The following is a 24,130-nucleotide window of genomic DNA, read 5'->3' on the forward strand; positions in this document are numbered from 1 at the left end:
TAATTATATGAAAAATTTATTATATATAGCATGCATGATTCTACTGGTTGCCGCATATAGTTGCAGCGACTGGACCGACATGGAGAATAAAAACTACGACGTCACCGTACGTTCGGATGAATATTATGAGCAACTAAGAGCCTACAAAAAATCCGACCATGAGGTTAGCTTCGGATGGTTTGGCGGCTGGACAGGTAAGGGAGCTTCTCTTTATCTTAGTCTGGAAGGACTCCCCGACAGCACCGACCTTGTTTCCATTTGGGGACAGGCTTTCCCTCTGGACAACGAACGGAAGAAAGACTTGAAGTATGTTCAGGAAGTGAAAGGAACCAGAGTAATGACTTGTCTTATCCTCGGCTCTATCGGTAAAGGATATACTCCTCCTGAAATAAACAACAACTGGAAAGAACTTGGTTATGAAACAGAAATAGATTGCTTGAAAGACTACTGGGGATATAGCTTGGACAAAGGCATTGATGCTGACGTGGAACAAGCTATCAGAAGATATGCCAACGCTATTTGTGATACAGTTTATAAATATGGATACGACGGCTTCGACATAGACTTCGAGCCGGGCTATATCAGTTCCGGCAACTTGGTGCTTGAAAACGACAGGGTAGCCATCTTCGTAGAGGAACTCGGCAAACGCTTAGGCCCGATGTCCGGCACAGGTAAACTGTTGGTTGTAGACGGAGAACCACAAAAGATGCCCTCAAGTGTAGGAAAATATTTTGATTACTTCATCGTACAGGCTTATTCATACTTTGCTTACCCTCCGGGTGATAAAGACTTGAACAAACGTCTAAACAGCACTGTAAAGAACTTCGCAAGCGTCATGACGGCTGAAGAAGTGGCAAGCAAATACATTGTTGCTGAAGACTTCGAGAGAGCCGGATACGCTACGAACGGCGGCGCAACTAATTTTGAAGACCTTGAAGGAAACGTTATGCCTGCACTCATCGGTATGGCACGCTGGCAGCCGCTCATCGACGGAAAAACGATGCGGAAAGGTGGTATCGGCGCCTATCACATGGAGTACGAGTACAATAATCTACCGGAATATAAATGGCTGCGCCAAGGTATTCAGATTATGAATCCAGCTAAACAATAAATCAATCTATTATGAAAAAGAATAAGATATATACATTATTTGCCGGAATACTGGCACTGGTAGCTCTGGCAGGATGCAAGGAAGACTATGAACCGATTGAGAACCGGATTTATATCAGTGAAGCTCTTTCGAAAAATGTAGCTAAAGTCTCCGTCAATGTAGGAGAGAAAACGCTGACGAACTTCACTGTCCGTATGTCTAAAGCAATGGCTAGCGACGTACATGCCACTCTGGAAATCGACGAATCCATACTGGAAGCCTATAATGCAGAGACACTGGCAGGTTATTCATTACTGCCGCTCGACAAGGTTTCGTTCGAAAAAGACGTAGTGATTGAGAGCGGAAAAGCAATGGCCGCGCCGACTGTGGTCACCATCGAATCGTACACCGCAGAAGAAGGTGTGAAATATGCGCTGCCTGTCAGGGTAGTGAGTGACGGAAGCGTCGCGCCCGAAAAGCTAGGAGCACAATACCTGCTGTTACTTGACAAACCTTGGGCACAATCGACTCCATACTTAGGTAGGGGAGCCGGATTCAAGTCCGATAATGAAACACCGATTCCAATGGACAGTTACACCATTGAATTCTGGCTGTGGATGGATGGTTTCAGCGCTTACAACCAGTGTGTAATCGACTGTGCTACTTTCTACATCCGCCTGGGTAACTCCAACGGTCAGGTATCGAAGGAACAAATGCAGATTAACGCCTTCGGAGCCGGTGGCGAGAACAACAAGGTATTCTTCGCCAAATACAGTTTCCAGCAATCAACATGGACGCATGTAGCCATTACGTACGACCAAGCTAAGTGCTGTCTTATCATTAATGGCGAATTGGCGCAGGAAGTAGATGTAGCCGGTGTACCTGCTCCTCTCAAAACGATTACGTTCTTTAACGGTAACACTACGAACAATCATATGATGGGACAGGCAAGACTCTGGAACAGAGTGCTTACAACAGCGGAGATTAAGGAAAACATGGGTGGTCCGGTCACTGTCAGTCCAAGCCTCATCGGCTATTGGAAAATGGATGAAGGTGAAGGTACTACTATCAACGACAGTTCCGGCAACGAGAAACATGCAGTAAAGGCAACCGGAAGCAGTTTCTCTTGGAGACACGACCAATGTTTCCTCAATCCGTAAAAGAACCATTGACCGGAATAAAAATATCCGGAACTGTAAAAAGAATCTGCTAAAAGACAGAAGGTAGTAAAAACATTCTCTATCTTTAGGCGTGAATAAAGTAGATGCACGGATTCACCAGAAATTCGCATGTATGCTTACTTGATTCACGCCTAATTCATATATTGTACCTTAAAATACAATTATTACATTTATGAAACGAACCATTCAATACACCACCGTTCTTCGGTCGCTCTCACTGGCAGTAATACCATTAGTTGCCGGATGCCAGCCGAAAACAAAGGAAGCGCCACAGCCACAGCCGAATATACTCTTTATATTGACGGACGACCTGCAGGCTTCTTCCATTCATGCTTTGGGAAACAATGACGTGCACACACCGGCTATCGACAGTCTTATCGCCGAAGGTGTCACTTTTACAAATACTTATACCAACGGGGCTTTGTGCGGAGCCTTGTCAATGCCCAGCCGTGCCATGCTTATGACCGGGCGCGGACTGTTCAGTATCCAGGCGGACGGCATGAAAATCCCGCAGGCACACACCACTTTCCCGCAACAGTTCAAACGGCATGGATACCGGACTTTCGCCACCGGAAAATGGCATTCGGACTATGCATCCTTCAACCGTTCTTTTCGGGAAGGCGATAATATTTACTTCGGCGGGATGCATCCTTACGAACTGAACGGGCACTGCTCGCCACATTTGCATCATTTCGATTCTACGGGCGTGTACGGACCGGAAACGGCATTCACAGGAGAAGAGTTTTCTTCAAAGATGTATGCCGACGCTGCTATCCGCTTCCTTCAAAAGCAGAAAGGCGAGAAATGCCCCTTCCTCGCTTATGTCGCTTTCACCTCTCCCCACGACCCGCGCAACCAGCTTCCGCACTACGGTCAGAAATATGCTCCCGACACGCTGAATCTTCCTCAAAACGTTCTTCCCCAGCACCCGTTCGACAATGGCGAGATGGACGTACGCGATGAATTACTGGTACCCGCCCCACGGACAGGAGAACAGGTACAAAAGGAGTTGGCCGATTATTATGGTATGATTAGCGAAGTAGATGTACAGATAAGGCGCGTCATGCAGGCACTGCAAGCAACAGGGCAGGCAGACAACACCATTGTCGTCTTTGCTTCGGACAACGGACTGGCAGTCGGCCGGCACGGGCTGCTAGGCAAGCAGAACCTCTACGACCACAGTGTAAAAGTGCCGCTTGTCATCATAGCTCCGGCTTACAAGAACCGGAAAGGAGAACAAAACAGGTCGCTCTGCTATCTGCACGACATTGCCCCGACCCTCTGCGAACTGGCGGGCATCCCCTTGCCGGAAAGCATGAATGCGCAGTCATTCTACCCCGTACTGGAAGATTCTACGGCAACTCACCGCAAAGATTTGTTCCTGGCTTACTCCAATCTACAACGGGCATTCGTCAACGAAAAGTATAAATACATCATCTACCACGTAAACGGAAAAACGACGGAACAATTATTCGACCTTCGAAAAGACTCGTTGGAAATGCACGACTTATTCTCCGAGAATAAGGAAGAAGCCGGAAAACTGAAAGAGCAACTGGCTTTCCGCATGGAAGAGGAAGATGACTTCTGCGACTTGGACAACCCGGACTGGTGGCAGGACGGGCACAAGCTAACATTTGAAGAAATGCAACACTTATATATTTATGAATAAACTGATACTTACCGGTCTGCTGGCAGCCGGAGCAATGACGCACATGCAAGGCGTCCAATCTGCCGGACAACAATCTGCCGGACAAGAGAACCTACAAGGAAGCCAACAGGGAAGCCTACAAAAAAGCCGACAGGAGAACCAACAAAAGAGCGGGAGCGATAAAAGCCAGCGCCCCAATATCCTTTTTATCCTGAGTGACGACCACACCTCACAAGCATGGGGTATCTATGGCGGAGTCCTGGCTGATTACGCCCACAACGACAACATCCGCCGGCTGGCAAACGAAGGCGTAGTGCTCGACAACTGTTTCTGCACCAATTCCATCTCCGCCCCCAGCCGCGCCAGTATCCTCACCGGGCTATACAGTCACCGGAACGGGCTTTACACGCTAGCCGACTCACTGGACACTTCCATCCCCACACTGGCAACCGCCCTGCAAGCCAACGGCTACAACACAGGACTTGTCGGCAAATGGCACATACAGTCGCAACCGCAAGGATTCGATTATTACTCTATCTTCTACGACCAGGGAGAATACCGCGACCCTACTTTCATCGAAAGTACCGACCCGTGGCCGGGCAACCGCCGGTTCGGCGAGCGTGTACTCGGCTTTTCCACCGACCTTGTCACCGAAAAAGCCATCAACTGGATAAAGCAGCAGGACGGCAACGAGCCTTTCCTGATGTGCTGCCACTTCAAAGCCACCCACGAACCATACGACTACCCGACGCGCATGGAGCATCTTTATGACGGCGTCACCTTCCCCGAACCGGAGAACCTTCTCGACTGGGGGCCGGAAACCAACGGCCGTTCTTTCGTCGGACAAACCATCGAAGAACTGGAGCGTCGCTGGAGAACCGCCTCGAAAGACCCGGACAAATGGTGGTGCCGCTACCCCGGACTGCCATTCAGCACCGAAGGGATGCAACGGACTGCCGCCCGACGCGCAGCTTATCAGAAATTTATCCGCGACTATATGCGTTGCGGAGCTACCATAGACGACAACATCGGCAAACTTCTGAAAACTCTCGATGAAATGGGCATTGCCGACAACACCATCGTTGTCTATGTCTCCGACCAGGGTTATTTCCTCGGCGAACACGGCTTCTTCGACAAACGGATGTTTTATGAAGAATCAGCCCGCATGCCTTTCGTCATCCGCTATCCCAAAAAGGTTCCCGCAGGGCAACGTCTGAAAGACTTGGTACTCAACGTCGACTTTGCACCGACATTAGCCGAGTTTGCCGGAGTAAAAATGGAGAATGTACAAGGACACAGCTTCACCGCCAACCTCGAAGGAAAAACTCCGGCAGACTGGCGGAAAGAAATCTATTACCGCTATTGGACGAACCATGCTGTCCGCCCGGCACATTTCGCCATCCGTTCCGACCGGTACAAACTTATTTTCTACTACGCCAGAAATTTGGATATGACCGATACGGAAAACTTTGATTTCACTCCGGCATGGGATTTCTATGACTTACAGAATGACCCGCACGAGAATCATAACCTGTATAATGACCCGAAATACGCTTCTATCATCAAACAGATGAAGAAGGATTTATTAAATCTTCGCAAGGAAGCAGGTGATACTGACGAAAAGTATCCGGAAATGCAGGAAGTGCTTGAGAAGTACTATCAATAAAGACTCATTCATAACTGCGCAGAAATGAATGATACGGATTCTTTTACAAATGCCGTATTTTAGTTATAATGTAAATATTATTACAGTAATAGTCGTAATAGAAATAGAAGGTGTTGCCAAAAGTTGTCAATAAAACTCCTATATATTCCTGACAGATAACACTTTTTCGTAAAACGCTGTTATCCAGACGATTACCATTCGGCTTTTTTCCTTTAAAACCAACGACCCGTTTCTCACCGAGAAACAACCTGTTCGACACCGAGAAACAAAGTGTTTCTCGGTGAGAAACGAATCGACTGGTAAAATCCTAAACTTAAATAAAGGTAATTGTTCGTCTCTTTTATTTTTGACGCTTCTATCGCAGGAATGTATATGTTGAAATATATTTCAATGATAATCTTATCATGTCTAAGATATAATGATATGGAATAAATATATAACCAACTGTCATCAATTGAGTAAGTGACTCACCCGATTAACTGTTGAGTCAAATAAGTTATCTTATTAGAAAATAAAACAAAGTAAAACTTGTTTTTATCCGATATTTCCATATTTTTGTATGGCATTATTAACCCAAAAGAATAATGTTATGAAAACAAAATTATTTTTTAGTTTGCTTAGTGCATTCTTTCTCCTGTCTATTTACAGTTGTAGTAATGATGAAGAGTTAGAAAATCCACCAATGAATACTAATTTTGAGCTATCAAGCTCAAATATTTATGAGGGAATATGTGGAGAGTATTCTGTGGTAGATTGGAATCGATATAAAAATGGATATGTTTCTGACTCATTAACAAGTTATGATGCTTGTTCTAAAATGGCGACTCGGTCGATGCCGGTAACGGATCTTAGTGAGTACCGTCAATTCATTCGTTGGAATGTTAATGCTGTTGTCTTTTTTTGGGCACCTTGGTGTGGACCATGTAAGATGATGTCCCCTTATTTCGAAGCTTTAAATGAAAAACATAAAGATATAGAATTTCTGAAAGTAAATATTGATGATGCTAATGATATTGCACAAGATTGTAATGTTAGCTTAATTCCTACTTTTATATTTTACAAAAATGGTAAAAAAATAGACGTACTAGTAGGTGCCAATAAAAATAAATTAAATGAAATGATAAAGAGATATTACTAGCAAAGATCGTTGGAAATTAATAAGATTTAGAATAATAAAAGAGGGCATCATTTCACTTGATTCCCTCTTTTATTATAAACACCTAATTATTAGCAGTTTTAAAATAAATCCGAAGTGGGGCATATCCTGCCATATTCTGTTCGAATTCATATATACCGGTGAAAAAATCAGTAGGTTCATAGTCATCAAGTGTACATTCCAAAACTTCCTGTTCATCTATAGTAGTCACACGGAAACTTACCTTAGCGGAACGCTCTTTATTATTTAGAGCTGAGAAATTCACATTGACAGATGCAAATTCGTAAACAGCCACTCTTTTTTCAACTTTTGGATAACCTAATTCTTGAAAAACTTTATTTTCTTCTTTTTCAAAAGTAACTTTACATTCCTTGTTAAAGTAGTTTTTTAAATCACCAACAAGATGAGGCGTAAAGGTGTATTCTTTATAAGAATCACCGCTGAAAGTAATCTTGTCATTGCTAGAAGCCTTTGGAAAGGTAGTTTCATCAAAATAGCCGGTACCATATTCTGACGGATAGCTACTTTTTAACCAGTCTTTGTTTGCAAACATATCAAACACCCACGTACCTTCCAACTGGTTAGCTCCATTAATAGTAATAGTAATCGTAGCATTATTGCCATAAGCAAATCCGTCTTTTTGTGATAAACGTAACACCAACTTATCCTTACCTGCTTCTTTTTTTAGGAACTTGACAGCAACACTCCCCTGATATTTATTTGCTGCAAATTTAGCATATTTCCCTTCATTAAATTCAAAGTGAGTTCCTTCCACTGCTGTAGAAGAGGGATCTACTTCTACATTCAGATTCATTGCAGATGGCACTTTATAGTTTCCACCAGCTATTTTTTGCAGAGAAACATAGTAAATACCGGATAATGACAATATATCCGTCGTGTTATCAAATGACATAACAACTCCCGTATTACCAAGTAATTCTACAGCAGTATAATTTCCCACCCCAATTTTAAAACCAGTGGGAGCTATTCCCAAATTTACAACCAGTTCTTTATCTTCCTCACCGATATTTTCATCAATACGTTTTACTTTAAGTACAGCTTCTGATTCACCTGCTTTCAGTGTTATTACTTTATCAGCCGTAAAATCAGTGCTTTCTACTGCCGTTCCGGAGAAAGAAACAGGTATTGAAACTGTGGTAGTAGCAGGCTGGTCTGATATAAGTTTCAACTCCACTTCACCCTTAGCCAAAGAATAGCGCGCCTGGCTAAAATTCAATTCTACTATCTCTACCGAATTACCATCATCATCCGACGAACAGGACGCAACTACAAAAGAGCACATCACTAATAAATAAAACAAAACATTTTTCATCATTCTCGTAATTTTAGATTGTTAATTATTGAGTTACCTTCTCATTATATTCTTGCTTAATGGCATCTATTATTGCAGTTTCAGTGGCATTCAAGACAACCGGATCAGCTATCTTATATACATTACTACTTCCACTTTGTTCCTTTGGTGGCAATTCTTCAATATTCTCACAAGCAAAGTATGTGCAGTTTGTAAACAATAGACAACCAACCAGCACATATCTATAAATCAACTTTGCATTCATATATTTATTCCTCCTTTTATTTCAGTTCAGTATATCCCGGATTCTGTACTAATCCATTTACTAAGTTTAGCTCATGTGGCGGAATCGGAAGTGTGTACATATATTTTCGAGTTACATATTTCCTACCATTATATGCTGTCCAATATTCCGGCATTCCATTTCTTTTTTGCTCGAAAAAACGGTCTCCCTCCAGAAACAGCTCTTTCCGGCGTTCACGCAGAATCAGCCCCATCAAGAGTGTCAATGCATTTCCTTCTGCATCGATTGTGATAATCTCTGTTTCTTGAAGAGAAGGCAGGTTGTTCATTGTCAGATTCTTATAATCATTTATGCGATGTGCACGAAGTTCATTGATTGAATTCAACGCCAGTTCCAGCTTATCCAAATGGTAATAACACTCGGCTTCCATCAATTTAAATTCTGCCGCCCGCATACCGCAAAAGAAAGTTTTTGTTACTACCCTTTTATTGTTTACCCAAAGTGCGTAACGCATGTCTTTAACTTTTTCTTCTTCGGTAAATGTATTCAAGAATCTTTTACTTACCGGACGGTACTGAAGCATCGTTCTCGAGCCTGTCATTTCAGTCATATCCGTTACAGCCCGATATGCTTTCAATAATTGATTTCCTGCAAGATCATAAGAAGTTGTCATCATACTCTTATAGGCATCTCCTTCCAATAATGCATACTTTATTAGTAGTTCTTGTGTTAATGGCAAAGCCTTTCCCCATTGCCTGGTCCAGAAATAAAGACGGGCAAGATAGCCTTTGGTCACATCTTCTGTGAAGCGGTAGAGCTCATTCGATATATGATATGATATTGAATGATTCAAGTCTGATTCAATCAAATCAATCGTTTCCTGCATCGTGCTACGGATTGGTTTTTCCTCCATATCAAATGTTACTACTAAAGGCACACCGAGCTGATTTTCAAAATTTCCGGTTTGCGGTGTTTCACAATAAAATCGTAATAGTTGATAATATGCCACCGCACGCATCGTATAGGCAGTCGCACGTACTTCATTGGCTTCTGTAGTTACGCTCTCTTCCATTTCATTGAGGACAATATTGCAGTCACGTATTATTTCATACAAATTACTATAATTCTCAGAAACTTTCGTAGAACTAGCTAAATCTCCCAAATAAACATCCATAAAACGTCCGCTCTGTGCTGTCAGGCAAACTTCAAAATCGTCTCCATACGCACCATCCATATTCATAAGATTAGACGAATTACCAACTAGTATGTCATCTGAACCTCCATCAATTTTATTCAGCCAAGTATGTAATAAAGCTGAAAATTCTTCTGCCGTTTTAGGGATTGTTCTGCCATAAGGCTTAATATCCAGATAATTGCTGCATGATATACAAGACAATATTATGAGTCCATATATACATATAATAATCTTCTTCTTCATGATTTTCTTTCATTCAAAATCCGACAGATAAACCCATTGAGAATGTTCGTGGAGTAGGATACACTGCTCCTGGAGTTTCTGGATCGATGCCGGAATAGTTTGTAATAGAAAATAAATTGCTCACACTGAATGATAGTGCCAACGAATTGATACACACCTTTTGCATCCAACTTCCGGTAAAATTGTATCCAATCATCAACGAGCCAAGTTTAAAATAAGATACATCTTCCAACATCGAAGCTTTTGTTATAAATTTGAGAGAAGGCACAAAATCATCCACTCCCAAATCTTCACCATACGCATCAATAATTCGCGGATGACCATTAGTAATTGGATTATCCGGTGTCCAACGATTTATAGCATCTTTTCTCACATTCAAGTGATTAACATATAAGTCATTTTCTTGTGTAGGCACATGCTCCAAAACATTAGCATACAATGTTGAATAACTGACAGGACAATCTATATTATTTAGGATCTTTCCTCCTAATGAATAGCTTCCTCCAAGGCTTAGATTGATATTCTTATATGAAACTGAAATAGAATATCCACCATTGATCGGTGCATTACTGGTTCCTAAATAAAAGGAATAATTAAACTCATCACGGCGATCTGCTGCCGTTGTAAATATCGCATCCGGACGGGCTTCATATGTATAAATGCCTAACTTCTTATCAATACCTTGTACTTTTCCACTAATGATAGATCCCAAAGGATACCCCACATGGTTAGTTCCCCAAGCATTGAATCCTGAATGTACATCATATTTTAACAGCTTATTCCGGTTATATGCCATATTTGCTGAAACAGAGACACTCCAACTCCTCGTTTTTAAGACATTTGCATTCAAAGTGATTTCAACTCCTTGATTCAAAAGTTCCGATGTATTATATGATTGCGTACCAAAGCCCGTCGTATAAGGGATATATACGGATGTCACCGCATCACGTGTACGGCGGTCGTAAAGTTCTCCTTGCAGACGGAAACGGTCATTTAAGAAACCTATATCAACCGACAGTTTCATATCTCTTGTTTTTTCCCAACGCAAATGTGGATTAGGTGCATTCCTTAAATACCCCATGCGGTAATAATCCGTATCAGTCCGGCGAAATGAAGTATTATAATCCATCACTAACTGCGGATAGACACTCTTGTTGATATTGCCGGTATATCCAAATGCCGCACGGAGAGAAAGACTACTGACTACGGGTTTCAATGCTTGCATGAAGGACTCCTGATCCACGTTCCATGACAAGCCGAGTGAACCTGTGGGGTTGAACTGCTCTTTGCTACCAAAATTGTTAGACCCATCAGTACGTCCGGTAAGGCTAAGAATATAACGCTGTTTAAATACATAGTCTAATGAAAAATAGAAAGAAGCAAATGCATCTTCCGTAATACTTTGTCCTGACAACCCATCCATGATTGCAGCATAAGATAAAATATCGGCATACTCCAGTTTAATATCCGATGGATAAGTAGGCATAGCAGAATTACCGGTAACAGGATCATAGCCATACCTCTTCTCATAAATGCTCTTTGCATACTGCCCCCGTATTTCGGTTCCCAATAAAGCACTAATGTAATGATCTTCAGCGAATGTATTGAAATAATGCAACTGACCTCGCAGATTGTAATTTGTATTATATGCGGATGTTTGCGTAATCGACCCATATACACGTTCCGTATTATCATCTTTAAAAGGGCGATCTATCCATGCGGTATAAGTATTCTTACTATTAATATTGTCGGACATATTTGATACATAACCATAGGATGCTAATCCTTCGAATATGAAATTATCTAAAATATTCACACTTAAATTCGCAATTAACGAAGCCGAAATATTTTTTGTTTCACTGGATGTTTCATTTATTTCTCTAAATATATTGTATCCATCTTTTGGTAATTTCACGTCATAACTTCCATTTGCATGTGTCAAATTATAGTAAGTATTATCAGCCGCATAAGAACCATCCTCATTATAAACCTTTTCATAGGGATTGGCGAAATAAGCATACTTAAACGGATCCACACTCAACGAAGGAGAATTGGAATGCTGTATCGCCATGTCGGCAGTAAAAGCCAACTTTACGCGTTTATTAGGTTTCATATCTATCTTCGCACTAACATTGTAACGATCATAATCCGTTTTCTTCACTAATCCGTTATTCTTTGAATAACCTAAAGAAACGTAATATGAATTCTTTTCCGAACCTCCGGATAGAGACAAATAATGACTTTGTGATACAGAATTTTGGAACAATTCTTGAAACCAGTCTGTCGAATGTCCTCCTAAAGCAGCAATTTCCGCATCCTGCTGTTCTCTATTCATATCAGCATATTGTCCGTATCCCGATCGAATCATACCTACGGCACCAATCACCGGATAATTATCGCCTTCAGTAAATTTCTTAGCGGAAAATTCATCCCATAAATCCTGCTCCCAAGCCAATTTTTCCTTTGCGTTCATCAGATTTGCGTCACGGGGCGGGCTTGTTACAACAGACACATTTGTAGAATAGTTGATTTGCATTTTACCTGTCTTTCCACGTTTCGTTGTTACTACAATAACGCCGCCTGCTGCACGGGAACCATAAATCGCTGCTGCGGACGCATCTTTTAGTATTGTAATCGATTCTATATCATTGGGGTTAATTCCAGCAATACCATTCGTGAAAATGTCATTAAAATCTCCCGCCTTAATTTGACTAGTCTCAATACTCGGTATATCCCGTTGCAAAGGTACTCCGTCTACTACCCACAAGGGTTCGGCATTACCTGTAATCGTATTCGTGCCACGAATACGAATCTTTGCCGATTCTCCCGGACGCCCGGAGACGGCTTTCACATCCATACCGGCAACCTTTCCCTGCATCAACATATCCAGATTGGCGGTAGGGGCACCTTTCAGGTCTTTTGCCGTCAATGTCGCCAATGAACCTGTAGTACGGCGTTTTGTCGTACGCTGGTAACCGGTGACCACCACCTGATCCAATTCCGACATTTCATCCTCCAAAGTGATATACCCCGAAACAGGCTTTGTCACTTTCATAAACAAGGATTTCATCCCCACATACCTGAACTCAATTTGAGTATTCCTGTCCACCCATAAAGAAACTTCGCCGCGATCATCGGCGACAACTCCCTGTGCTTTCCCTGAAACTATTACCGTAGCTCCCGGCAACGGGTTCCTGTCCGCATCCACTACTATCACCTTGACCAAGATAGTGGCAGCGCCTTTCGGCGACTGGGCAAACAGACCTACAGCAATACAACAGAAGCAACTAAATAGACATGCTTTGAAAATTTCCAGATGCTTCATAAGTTTGTTTCTATTTATGATTAATAATATCTATATGTCTATGCGATTCATGAAGAAGATTTTCTACAAAATAATAACGGATCAGATTCTGATAATAAGGGCACACCACTCCATGGTCCTTCCCCGGAAGGATAAACATGTCAAACCGCTTATTTGCCTTAATCAAGGCATCCGCCAACCGGTAAGTGGAAGAAGGCGGGACATTCTTGTCTACATCCCCCGTGATTAGCATCAGCTTTCCTTTCAAGTTGTTTGCCAATTCCATATTGGTCGGGATGTTCACGGAGAAAGCGGTTTTTCCCGTCTTCGGGTCTGCTTTTTCATCCAATCCATGAAATGTCTCTCCCCACCATTGAATATAAATATTGTTATCGTGATTGCCGGAAGCAGCTACTGCCACTTTATAAAAATCAGAGTAAGTCAACATTGCTGCTACCGTTTGAAAAGCTCCTCCGGAATGTCCGTAAATGCCTACCCTGTCCAAATCTATATACGGATATTTCCGAGCCAACTGTTCTATTACATATTTATCATCTGCCAGCGGATAGTCGCGTAGATTACCATAACCGAAACAATAAAAATCATGCCCACGCAGTGGAGAACTGCCTCTGGATGCTACGTTAATCACAATAAAACCCAGTTCCGCCAAAGACTGGTTCCCATTATCATCAAGTGCAAAAGATTGCGGAATCTGATCGTCTTGCGGCCCCGGATATACATTGCTGATTATCGGATATTTCCTGCTTTCGTCCAAATTGGAAGGAAGATACATCAATCCGTATAAATCCGTTTTCCCGTCAGCGGCTTTCACTTTCAGCAAAGTGGGCGGTTGCCATCCGGCTTGCTGCAAGTCGCTGCCATCCATTTGCTCTACCTTATAATTCTTTTCCGGGTTTTCTATGGACAACACACTCGTCACCGGAAGCAAGTCCATACGGGAATATTTGTCTATTGCATATTTCTTGTCTTCTGACAGAGATAATTCATGATTGCCATCACCGGGCGTCAACAAAACCTGCTTTTTACCATCCAGGCGTGCCTTATAAAAGAATGTATAATAAGGATTTGTATTTTCCTCATTTCCATATCCGGCAAAAATAATTTCTTTTCCCAGCGTATCGACACTGGCGATACTGCCTGCTACAAGATTTTCACCGGTTGTAATCCGGTTCAACAATTCTCCGTTACCATTGTAGAGATAGTAATTCCCTTTCCCTGTACGTTCCGACCACCAAATGAAATACTTACCCTGTTCCAGTATTTTGTAATTGAACAAAGTTAAATTGATATGAGGGATACATTCTTCCGAAATCAGTTCGGTCACTGTTCCATCTTCCACATTAATCCGGCAAAGGTCTACTTTATCAGCTTTCCGGCTTCTCCGTGTAATATACAGAGCGGTAGATGAACGGAAATAGTCCATCGCCACCACTTGGTCAGGATATTTTTCAATAGGTAATAACTTCCCTTTTCCATGATCGGCATCATACCAATATAAACGGTATTGGCGTACTCCGGCATCTCCCGGCATAGGCATCTTGAATGTATTTGTGACAGGTCGCGAATGACCGAGTGAATGAATCAGGCTTACTTCCTTCACTTCGCTCATATCCTGCATCATATAAATATACCGGTGTCCCAACCAGAATCCTCTGGAATTGGCAGATAGCGTATCTTTCGAATTACGATATGTATAAGCGGCATCCTCTTTCCCGTCGAAAGTGATTCTTTTTACTCTTCCGGACTGGTTATCACGGACAAACAAGTCATAACCGCATCCAAGCATAGAATACAGTGAATCGGCAGAATGGCAGGACTGTTTGTAATCCGGCCTTTCAATCCTCTTCTTTATCAAAGGCACCTCGGACAATTGACCGTCATTCATATTATAAACCATTGATTTGCCTTTCTTGTCCAGATAGAAACGGTTGAAATCATTGTTTTCAAACCGGAATCCGTATAACCTGATATTTTTTGCATCCAATGTATCTCCGGTAATCCGGGCATATTGAAGGACAAACCGTTCATTGTCTTTTATCAAGTTCCGCTTCTTACCGTTTTTTGCATTCACCAGATAATATTGGTGCCCACTTTCGCGGCTTACATCATAAGTAAAGTAATGACTGTCTTTTATCCAATCAGGATAAAGGGACTTCCCTTTTATATATTGCTCCAGCGAATCAGCGGAGAATCTTTCCGCTTTTGTCCAATTAGCATCCTGCGCCAGAGCGGATATAAAGAAAAGGCCTGACAGGAATGCAATAGCCAGCCTTTTCATTTCTTATACTCCATAGCCAGTTTGACCGCCTGCAATGCGTCTATAATGCCTCCGCTTACACAGAGTCCTTTTACCTGCATCGGACGCACGCTTTTTATTAATATCTCTTTCACCTGCGAAGCTTTCAACTTAGGAAAGTAAGCGCGTATCATTGCTGCTACAGCCGTGACCACAGGAGCTGCGATACTTGTTCCCTGCGATTCGGTATATTCGTTTCCTGCAGTGACCGATATTATTTCCGTACCCGGTGCAAAAACATCCACCTCATTCTTTCCATAATTGGAAAAAGAACAAGGTTTTCCCTGTTTATCCGATGCGCCGACTCTCATATAATTTGCGAAAGTATTTCCCGATTTGTCTTTTGCCGAAGGGAAATAGGCTACCCTATCAATATTCTTCTTATTATTGCCTGCTGCCTGGACCAATAAGACATCTTTTCTTGCCGCATAGGCAATAGCGTCATTCACCATGCCGGCGTCAGGAGATGTATATTTGCCTAAGCTCATATTAATGACTTTGGCGCCATTGTCCACTGCATAGCGAATGGCACTGGCTACATCCTTGTCATATTCATCGCCATCCGGCACAGCACGGATAATCATCAACTCGGCCTGTGGATAAATCCCCGTCACCCGAGCATCCCCGGTTCCCTGTCCCGCAATCACTCCGGCTACAAAAGTGCCATGGTCACAGCCTTCCACTTGCAAAACTGGATTTCCGTAGAAACAATCTTTCGGATTCTTCAAGTCATCTCCCATCAACAAACGTTTATCCGCATCATTCTCTATGCCGTCAATACGCTTTTTCATCAAGTCAAATTGTATCCGGTGCGTATTTCTCACCTTTTTCCAAAGTGCGTCCTTGCCTCCTTTATACATATCGACAAACAGTGTCTGGCATGCGTCGTTCCACTTTTCACTTTCTACGGATAAATGCGCAAGTCCATTGACAGTCAATGTATCCATATCAACTTCGGAAGTCGTTTTCAATACGGAATCTATCAGTTGATAGGCTGCATCTTTCATTGCATTATATCCGAAGAACTTGATATAATTGACAATGCCCGCCTTCTTTTTCATCTTTTCATAATAAGCATATTCCGCCGTGTCTTTTACTGCTGTCGAATCTAGACCTTTATATGTAGGAAAAAGCCGCTTGAATTCACGAAATTCTTCTGTGCCGGCACTGGTCATGTTGAAAGATTTATCTCTTGTTCCCAAGAAGTTCCAACCGTGCAAGTCGTCAATGTATCCATTCTTGTCGTTATCTCTTCCATCTGGTTTTTCTTTAGGATTCCTCCAAAGAGCAGGTTGAAGGTCAACAACGGTAGTGTCTATGCCGGAATCAATAATGCCGACGACCAATGACTTTACGGGTTTGATTTTCTTTGCTTGTAAGAAAAGGAGCGCTTCGTCCGATCTGACTCCCTGCAAGGTGTCATTGTACACTTTGTGCCAACCGGATGAGGAAGAAACCTGCCCAAAAGAGGGAGTCGAGATGCTGAAGCAGGCAATCAGGAGTGCAGCAATACTAAACACTGACATAAACCGTGTCTCTTTCATTTGTGTGATGATAAGTTCTCTTCTCAGCCCCGAAGAAGAATCCTTAAAATACGAAGGCGTGGGGACTATTAACTTATTTTGGAAACAAGGCGTCTGGAATGCCGTCGAAGCAAAATAAGCAACAGTCTCCCACGCCATATATTATGACGCGAGAGATGCTAACCTATCTCCTTCTAAGTTTTCCAGACTTTTGTTTCGAGAATCAGTTAAACACTTTCGTGTATTCTAAATTTCTAATATGTCTGCCACATTACTGTGACGCTGCAAATATACCTTTTATTTTTAATTTTAGACATCTTTTTTTGCATAATTTTCGTTTTTAACAAATGAGGGTACTTCTTCGACATTTGGGTTGGATAATTAAATCAAAACAAGAATGCACACACGTATTTCGTATGGAGTTAAGAAGATTATTTAGTTCAAAATTGTACGGAAATGAGCCAAACATTTACTTTTTTACTATAAAGTTTAAACGCACAATTATCTTACACCTTACACTTTTGCTATTTATCTATCTAATATAAAGTGAATTGAGTAAGTGCAAGATAGTGTTGCAGATAGTGTAAGATACGGTTATCTTGCACTATACTTTTCTGAAATTACTTGCCAGATTATTTCCGACGGCAGTTTAATTTTGTTTCAAGCGCTTGAAACAAAGTGTTTGCAGGCTCGAAACAAAGTGTTTGCAGGCTCGAAACAAAGTGTTTCCCTATATGAAACAAAGTGTTTTGCTATAGGAAACACTTTGTTTACCTACATGAACAAATCATTCTCTGCATAGATTTCGCCAATTACTACGTACTTTCTATAGATTTACTACAGTCCTTTTAAATTTCAGGAGTGTAAGATAAAGGCATCTTACACTATCTGCAACCCTATCTTACACTCACGCAATTTATTTTATATCAGATAGATAAATAGCAAAAGTGTAAGGTGTAAGATAATTATGCGTTTAAACTTTATAGAAAAAATCCCAATAGTGTGATTTGATTCAAAACCTTTCCGATAGAAGAATTTAACCCTTTCATCCTCTCATTAATCAAATAAAAGAAGTATATTTGCTTAATTATTAAACTATAAGCAATATGACTATCATCGCCAATCCCATTTACGACGCCGTCTTCAAATTCTTGATGGAAGACAAGAAAGTCGCCAAGATATTTCTTTCCGCATTGCTCAAAAAGGATATCATAGACCTTGAAATGCGCCGCCACGAGTATACTTCCATGGAACATACGCGCATCTCACTCTTTCGTATAGACTTTTCAGCAAAGATTCGTGAAGATGACGGTTCAGAACACCTTGTACTCATCGAACTGCAAAAGACCTGGCTCATCACTGAAACCTTGCGTTTCCGCCAGTACCTGGGCACGCAGTATCTCAACAAGGAGAACATTATCGAAGAAAAGAATGAGCATGGACAAAGGCGTACATATGGTTTGCCCATCATCTCTATCTACATCCTGGGACATCCCTTGGGTGACCTTACCGAGCCGGTGGTTTACGTGCGCCGCCGCTATCTGGATTATGACGACAATCCTCTTCCTGCTCCCGACCCCTTCATAGAGAGTCTGACTCATGACAGCATCATCGTACAGATTCCTTTCCTCACCGGACGAACCCGTAACCGTCTTGAACGTCTGCTGAGTGTATTCGATCAGGAATACCGGCAGGCTGATAGCGAGCACTATCTGGAAATTAACGATGAGCATCTTGATGATGAAGTGAAGTGTGTTGTCCATCGTCTGCTGAAGGCTGCCGCCGCACCCAACGTGCGTCGTGCCATGGAGATAGAAGACGAGATTCTTTCTGAAATAGAGGACAGGGATACGACAATTATGATGAAGAATAAGGAAATTGAACAGAAAGAGCAGGTGATTGAGCAGAAAGAGCAGGTGATTGAACAGAAAGAGCAAGTGATTGAACAGAAAGAGCAGGTGATTGAACAGAAAGAGCAGGTGATTGAACAGAAAGAGCAGGTGATTGAACAGAAAGAGCAGGTGATTGAACAGAAAGAGCAGGTGATTCGCTCAATGGTTAAGATACTCTGTAAAAATGGGACATCGGTTGAAGAGATATCCAAACAATTATCAATGCCAGTGGAGCAAATCAAACAATACATTGATTAATATATAATTCTCATCTAAGAAAGATGCAAACACTATAAAAAAGCAGCAAGCTACTCTTACAAACAAGAGTAACTTACTGCTATTTTTTCTGTTATCGTGGTAATACTTTTTTCATTGTTTGAGTAGATAATTCACATAACAAGTTCAAAACTAATCCACCCTTATCTCATCTACAAACAGGAAAGGCCGTTCGCCCTCACCGGAATGTCCTTTGGGAAGCCCCTTAAAAGGTTCTGCCACCACTTTTACATAACGTGCGGATACCGTGTCAAAAGAGAGGCGGTTCAGTTCACTTCGTTTCTCTCCCATGGCATCTGTCGGCGCGTCATATGTCTGACGGGCTACCATTTCATATTTTTCTCCATCCGGAGAGACGAATACGGAAATAGACTGCGGCCCCATAATCCATGCACTTAAATCGGTCAAAGCGGAAACTCCCACCGAAGAGATAGACTGCAAAGACTCCAAGTCTATCACTGCACTCAAATCAGAAGAATGATACCCTACCCACAGACCTGTATTATGAAAGTTTATACTTCGAATCCCGTCTACCAAAACCTTTCCATTCTCTCCCTGATAACGCTCGGAAGGAACATTCAATAACCGGACAGGGCGGAATGTCGCTTTATTTACTACTACCTCTTTTGTCAGTTCGTCACTCGAAAGTCCGTTGGACAAATAAGAGATAGCTTTCAACGTGCAACTTTTGTCTACCCGGATAGGATTCTTATACAAAGAACCGGATTTCGTAGGTATGCTGCCGTCCAGAGTATAATAGATTTCTGTATCAGGCAGACTCTCCATTGAGATTTCAAGGCTTTTATCAGTAGGAATAGATTTATAAGTAGCGGAAACTGTAAAGAAGTGATTGGCATAACCATAGCCTAGCCGGGTATAACAGTCTAAAAGCATAGGCAAGCGATGCAGGAAACCGCTAAAAGCACCGCATCTCCCTTCGCACCACGCAGCTTCGGCAAAAGCAGACAGGCGGGGAAGAAGCATATAATCAAGTAACGAATCACTGTTGATAAACGAAGTCCACAGGCAAGCTTCCGCGCCCAGTACTCTTTCTTTTTCAGCCGCCGTCAGTTGCGGAGAGAAGAAAGGCGTCTCAAATACTTTCTTCATTTCTACCAGTCCGCCGGTCGCACGGGGTTCCTGTTCCGAGTTTATCGTTTGATAATGATTCAGGTACAGATGGGAATCTGCGGAAACAATCACAGAGTGTCCTTTGCGAAGGGCAGCCGTGGCACGCCCCAGCCCACGCCAGGACATAATGGTAACATCCCGGCTCAAACTGTCGGAAAGCACTTCATCCCAGCCAATCATCCGCTTTCCCAGTCCACGCAGATAACCTGCTATTTCTTCATTGAAAGCATTTTGCAGAAACTCCTCTGCCGTATGCTGACCGATGTCTTTCAATCCATGCTTCGTGATTGCCTTCTGGCAAGCGTCGCATTGCTTCCAACGGTCTTTAGGCACTTCGTCACCGCCGATATGGATAAACTGTCCCGGAAATAAACCGGCAACTTCTTTCAAAACATCCTTTACAAAGGGAAGGGTAAAATCATTCCCTACGCACATCACATCTTTGTGGACTCCGCCCACTTCCGTAGCCACTTCATAAGCCTTCCCCGTACAGCCCAGTTGCGGATATGCCGCTAATGCCGCTTGTGTATGACCGGGCATATCTATTTCCGGGATAATCGTTATAAATCTTTCGGCAGCATAAGCCACTACGTCTTTTATATCTTTCTGTGTATAGTAACCACCATATCTGTCCGTCCCTCTCCATGCACCGACTTCGGTCAGTTTCGGATATTTTTTTATCTCTATCCGCCATCCCTGGTCGTCTGTCAGATGCCAGTGAAAATGATTCAGACGGTGAAAAGCCAACAGGTCGATATAGCGTTTCACCTGCGCGACCGAGAAAAAATGACGGCTCACATCAAGCATGGCTCCCCTGTATGACAGAGAAGGGTAATCTTCCAACGCCACAGGGGGAAAACTCAGTTCCTTTCTTTGCACGCCTGCTGCTCCTGCTACCGTCGGAAACGACAACTGCCGCAACATCTGAACCGCATAAAAAGCTCCCGCCAGGTCTGCTGCCTCAATTACCATATTATCTTCTGTGACTTCTAATCTGAACCCCTCTTTTCGTAGCAAGGGATTCCTTTTGAAGATAATTTCATTAGAACGCAGCAACTTCTTTGTCTTTCCAACAGCCAACGAATATCCGGTACTTTCCGAAAGACAGGCAGCCAGCAAGTCCGCAACAGATTTCCATTCGGGATGATTCCCCGAATAAAGCACCTTTGTCCGCTCATTCACGATGAATGGAGCCCCTTCTTTTTCTACTAATGACACAGGTTCGGGAATTAAGTTCCGATAGGAAACCGATGCCATTGAATCCACAGCGAAAAGAGAGAAAACTCCCCAAACTAACAGGATAATTAATATAGGTGAAAATAATGTATCCCGACAGATATTGACTTTAATCATATACTTTCCGAGTTTATTTGGCAGCCTTGCCCGACTTGGCGGTTTTATTCGACTTGGCAGCCTTCTCTGATTGCATAGTCTTATCCGATTTACCGGCTTCCCTTCTCGCTTTTCCCTGATGCCCGGTCAGGTCGTCTCCCAGTTCTTCGCGCCATACGTCAGCTTCCCTCATCAAATCCTGTACCACTTCCGAATGTTGACTAATTACATTCACACGCTCGCCCATATCCCGTCGCAGGTCATACAGTTCGCACTCCTTGACTTCACCCTGTCCCAATTCTCCGGGAAGTCCGTCATTGCCGGGCACCTGGCTGTCATAAGACACATATTTATGAGGGAACACCAACTTATAACTCCCGTCGGTAATCGCTTCCAACGAATTTTTATGATAATAGAAACAAAGATATTTGCGTACCGCAATCGTAGGGTCTACCGTCAACGTGGGCACCATACTCACCCCGTCTATCTTCTTTTCAGGCATTTTCGCCCCCGCAATCTCTACCAAAGTCGGCAGAATGTCAATATTGGAATACAGATTATTGCATACGCCGGACGGTTGTATTTTCCCTTTCCAATAAAAGAAACAAGGTACGCGCGTACCGCCATTGAATGTGTTCGCCTTTGCTTCCCTCAATCCGCCGGATGAACCGGCATGGTTGCCGTAATTAGCCCACGGGCCATTATCCGAAGTGAGAATCACCAGCGTATTGTCCTCAATCCCTTCTTCGCGGATAGTCCGCAGGATTTCTCCCACGCTCCAATCCAACTCCATCATCACGTCTCCGTACAAGCCTTGCTTGCTCTTTCCTTTAAACTTGTCGGAAACCGCCAACGGTACATGAGGCATCGAATGCGCCAGATACAAGAAGAACGGTTTGCTGTTCGCATTCCGGTGAATGAAGTCGACCGCATAATTCGTGTAATCAGTCGTCAGCCGCGACTGGTCCGTATTATAGCCGATGATGTCATTCCCTTTAATTAAAGGAAGGTCGGGAAACTTATATTGAGGATGGTTAGGCCACATATCGTTCGAATAAGGCAATCCGTAGTATTCATCAAAACCATGCTGAAGCGGCAGGAACTTCTTCTCATCTCCCAAATGCCATTTTCCGAAGATAGCCGTCGCATACCCTTTGTCACGCAACAACTCCGCCACCGTCTCTTCCTGCTCACTGATGCCATAAGGTGAACCCGGATTCAAGGCATAGGCAAACCCGATACGGTTCGGATAGCATCCCGTCATCAATCCCGCCCTCGACGCACCGCTGATAGGCTGAACCGCATAAAAGTTGTTCATTGACATTCCGTTGGCAGCCATCCAGTCGATATGCGGGGTCTGATAACCGATTGCCCCCCGACAGGAAAAGTCTCCATTTCCGGAGTCATCCAAGTTAATAAGAATAATGTTCGCAGGCTTTTGAGCGACAGCCTCGGCAGACAACATAGCCATGCCGGCCATACCCAATAAAACGTTTTTGTTCTTCATAATATAATCGCGCATTTAGTTATAAATATACATTTCACTATAATAAAGACAATCATATAAAGCTTTTCACTAAAACATAAATGTAAGAAAGAGTTTCATTTTCCGCAAAAAACCTTATCTTTGTTCCCCAAAGATAACAATTCATGAAATAAAACTCATGCCAGGAGATTCTTTTTGCATACAATATACAAACTGTGAGGGATGCCCCAGAGCTACGGAGAACATCCTTATACATCGGAACTTACCCAAAGGGGAGCATATTCCCAAGGATAAGTGTACGCAAAACTGTATGCTTTTTATGATAAAAGGGGAACTGCTTATCAATAGTGAAGAATATCCGGGAAACATACTGCGCGAGAAACAGTTCATCCTGCAAGCTATCGGCTCGAAGATAGAAATACTGGCACTTACGGATGTCGAATATGTTGTGTACTGGTTCAACGAATTGCCTCTGCTTTGCGAGGACCGTTACAAGGAAGTGATGGAACAGGCGGAAGTTCCCCTGACCTATACTCCGATGGTTATGAGCGAAAGGCTCTTTCATCTAATCACCAGTATGCCCGAATTCCTCAATGAGGAGTCCCCTTGCAGCAAATACATTGAGCTGAAATGCAAAGAGCTGGTTTTCCTGATTACCAACTTCTACCCTTTGCCGCAATTAAGTTCTTTCTTCTACCCGATTAGTACCTATACGGAAAGTTTCCACTATTTCGTGATGCAAAACTACGGCACCGTGAAAAACGTGGAAGAATTTGCACATTTGGGCGGCTATACCACCACCACTTTCCGCCGGCTTTTCAAAAACCTCTACGGCATGCCCGTGTACGAATGGATACTGGAGAAAAAGCGGGAAGGTATCCTCGAAGACCTTCAGCACACTAAAATGCGCATCACGGAAATCTGCAACCGATACGGATTCGATTCCCTGTCCCACTTTGCGCACTTCTGCAAAGACTCTTTCGGCGACACTCCCCGCGCGCTGCGTAAGAAGGCAGCCTGCGGTGAAAAAATCGGAAAGATTGCCGATTAAGGAATTATTTCTTTAATTCCTTGCTCAATCAATCTATTTCCCCTATTTTTGCAGTCCGTAAGAGGTGTAAAACGTCGAAATTT

General features: G+C 42.8%; 15 protein-coding genes and 1 pseudogene. 8 read left to right on the forward strand and 8 right to left on the reverse strand.

From position 1 onward, the window contains the following. Positions 1-7 precede the first annotated feature (7 nt). From HC965_RS03695 to HC965_RS26605, 6 genes and pseudogenes are all read left to right on the forward strand, one after another. A complete protein-coding gene (locus tag HC965_RS03695) occupies positions 8-1,111 on the forward strand; it encodes a glycoside hydrolase family 18 (protein ID WP_191030186.1) in 1,104 nt (367 codons plus the stop codon). 11 nt (positions 1,112-1,122) lie between these two features. Continuing rightward, complete coding sequence (locus tag HC965_RS03700; RefSeq protein ID WP_191030187.1) at positions 1,123-2,250, forward strand: DUF1735 and LamG domain-containing protein; 1,128 nt, start codon at positions 1,123-1,125, stop codon at positions 2,248-2,250. Between the two features lie 193 nt (positions 2,251-2,443). Beyond that, positions 2,444-3,940 carry a sulfatase-like hydrolase/transferase gene (locus tag HC965_RS03705; protein WP_191030188.1) on the forward strand — a complete coding sequence of 499 codons (1,497 nt, stop codon included), beginning with the start codon at positions 2,444-2,446 and terminating at the stop codon, positions 3,938-3,940. Positions 3,941-4,012: 72 nt separating this feature from the next. Then, positions 4,013-4,102: a PT domain-containing protein gene (locus tag HC965_RS26835; RefSeq protein WP_370539963.1), complete on the forward strand. Its 90-nt coding sequence runs from the start codon at positions 4,013-4,015 to the stop codon at positions 4,100-4,102. Next, positions 4,101-5,585 (forward strand): annotated as a pseudogene (locus HC965_RS03710) (sulfatase); the annotation flags it as partial. The gene HC965_RS26835 and the pseudogene HC965_RS03710, both read left to right, overlap by 2 nt. A gap of 589 nt (positions 5,586-6,174) precedes the next feature. After that, complete coding sequence (locus HC965_RS26605) at positions 6,175-6,723, forward strand: thioredoxin family protein (protein WP_223854685.1); 549 nt, start codon at positions 6,175-6,177, stop codon at positions 6,721-6,723. A gap of 82 nt (positions 6,724-6,805) precedes the next feature. Here HC965_RS26605 and HC965_RS03720 read toward each other — a convergent pair whose 3' ends face one another. Genes HC965_RS03720 through HC965_RS03745 form a run of 6 tightly spaced genes read right to left on the reverse strand, consistent with a single transcriptional unit; the run spans position 6,806 to position 17,038 of the window. Beyond that, a complete protein-coding gene (locus tag HC965_RS03720) occupies positions 6,806-8,077 on the reverse strand; it encodes a hypothetical protein (protein ID WP_191030190.1) in 1,272 nt (423 codons plus the stop codon). A 22-nt stretch (positions 8,078-8,099) separates the two neighbouring features. Beyond that, positions 8,100-8,318 (reverse strand): hypothetical protein, encoded by a 219-nt coding sequence (locus tag HC965_RS03725; RefSeq protein WP_191030191.1) that lies wholly within the window; start codon positions 8,316-8,318, stop codon positions 8,100-8,102. 16 nt (positions 8,319-8,334) lie between these two features. Continuing rightward, complete coding sequence (locus HC965_RS03730; RefSeq protein ID WP_191030192.1) at positions 8,335-9,735, reverse strand: RagB/SusD family nutrient uptake outer membrane protein; 1,401 nt, start codon at positions 9,733-9,735, stop codon at positions 8,335-8,337. Positions 9,736-9,748: 13 nt separating this feature from the next. Beyond that, positions 9,749-13,060 carry a SusC/RagA family TonB-linked outer membrane protein gene (locus HC965_RS03735; RefSeq protein ID WP_191030193.1) on the reverse strand — a complete coding sequence of 1,104 codons (3,312 nt, stop codon included), beginning with the start codon at positions 13,058-13,060 and terminating at the stop codon, positions 9,749-9,751. 10 nt (positions 13,061-13,070) lie between these two features. Continuing rightward, positions 13,071-15,338 (reverse strand): prolyl oligopeptidase family serine peptidase, encoded by a 2,268-nt coding sequence (locus HC965_RS03740; protein ID WP_191030194.1) that lies wholly within the window; start codon positions 15,336-15,338, stop codon positions 13,071-13,073. Further along, on the reverse strand, positions 15,335-17,038 hold the full coding sequence (locus HC965_RS03745; RefSeq protein WP_223854687.1) for a S8 family serine peptidase: 1,704 nt from the start codon (positions 17,036-17,038) through the stop codon (positions 15,335-15,337). The genes HC965_RS03740 and HC965_RS03745 overlap by 4 nt, the downstream gene beginning before the upstream one ends. 947 nt (positions 17,039-17,985) lie before the next feature. Here HC965_RS03745 and HC965_RS03750 point away from each other — a divergent pair. After that, entirely contained in the window at positions 17,986-19,029 is a 1,044-nt protein-coding gene (locus HC965_RS03750; protein WP_191030195.1) for a hypothetical protein, read from the forward strand. Between the two features lie 150 nt (positions 19,030-19,179). Here the strand turns inward: HC965_RS03750 and HC965_RS03755 are convergent, their stop codons facing one another. Both HC965_RS03755 and HC965_RS03760 read right to left on the reverse strand, forming a co-directional pair. After that, complete coding sequence (locus tag HC965_RS03755; protein ID WP_191030196.1) at positions 19,180-21,531, reverse strand: family 20 glycosylhydrolase; 2,352 nt, start codon at positions 21,529-21,531, stop codon at positions 19,180-19,182. A gap of 13 nt (positions 21,532-21,544) precedes the next feature. Continuing rightward, positions 21,545-23,017 carry a sulfatase gene (locus tag HC965_RS03760; protein WP_191030197.1) on the reverse strand — a complete coding sequence of 491 codons (1,473 nt, stop codon included), beginning with the start codon at positions 23,015-23,017 and terminating at the stop codon, positions 21,545-21,547. A gap of 157 nt (positions 23,018-23,174) precedes the next feature. On the opposite strand from HC965_RS03760, the gene HC965_RS03765 reads away from it, so the two are divergent. After that, positions 23,175-24,047, forward strand: coding sequence for an AraC family transcriptional regulator (locus HC965_RS03765; RefSeq protein WP_191030198.1), 873 nt, complete (start codon positions 23,175-23,177; stop codon positions 24,045-24,047). Positions 24,048-24,130 lie beyond the last annotated feature (83 nt).

It is taken from the genome of Bacteroides sp. GM023, from assembly GCF_014750685.1.
In the GTDB taxonomy this organism is placed as follows: domain Bacteria; phylum Bacteroidota; class Bacteroidia; order Bacteroidales; family Bacteroidaceae; genus Bacteroides.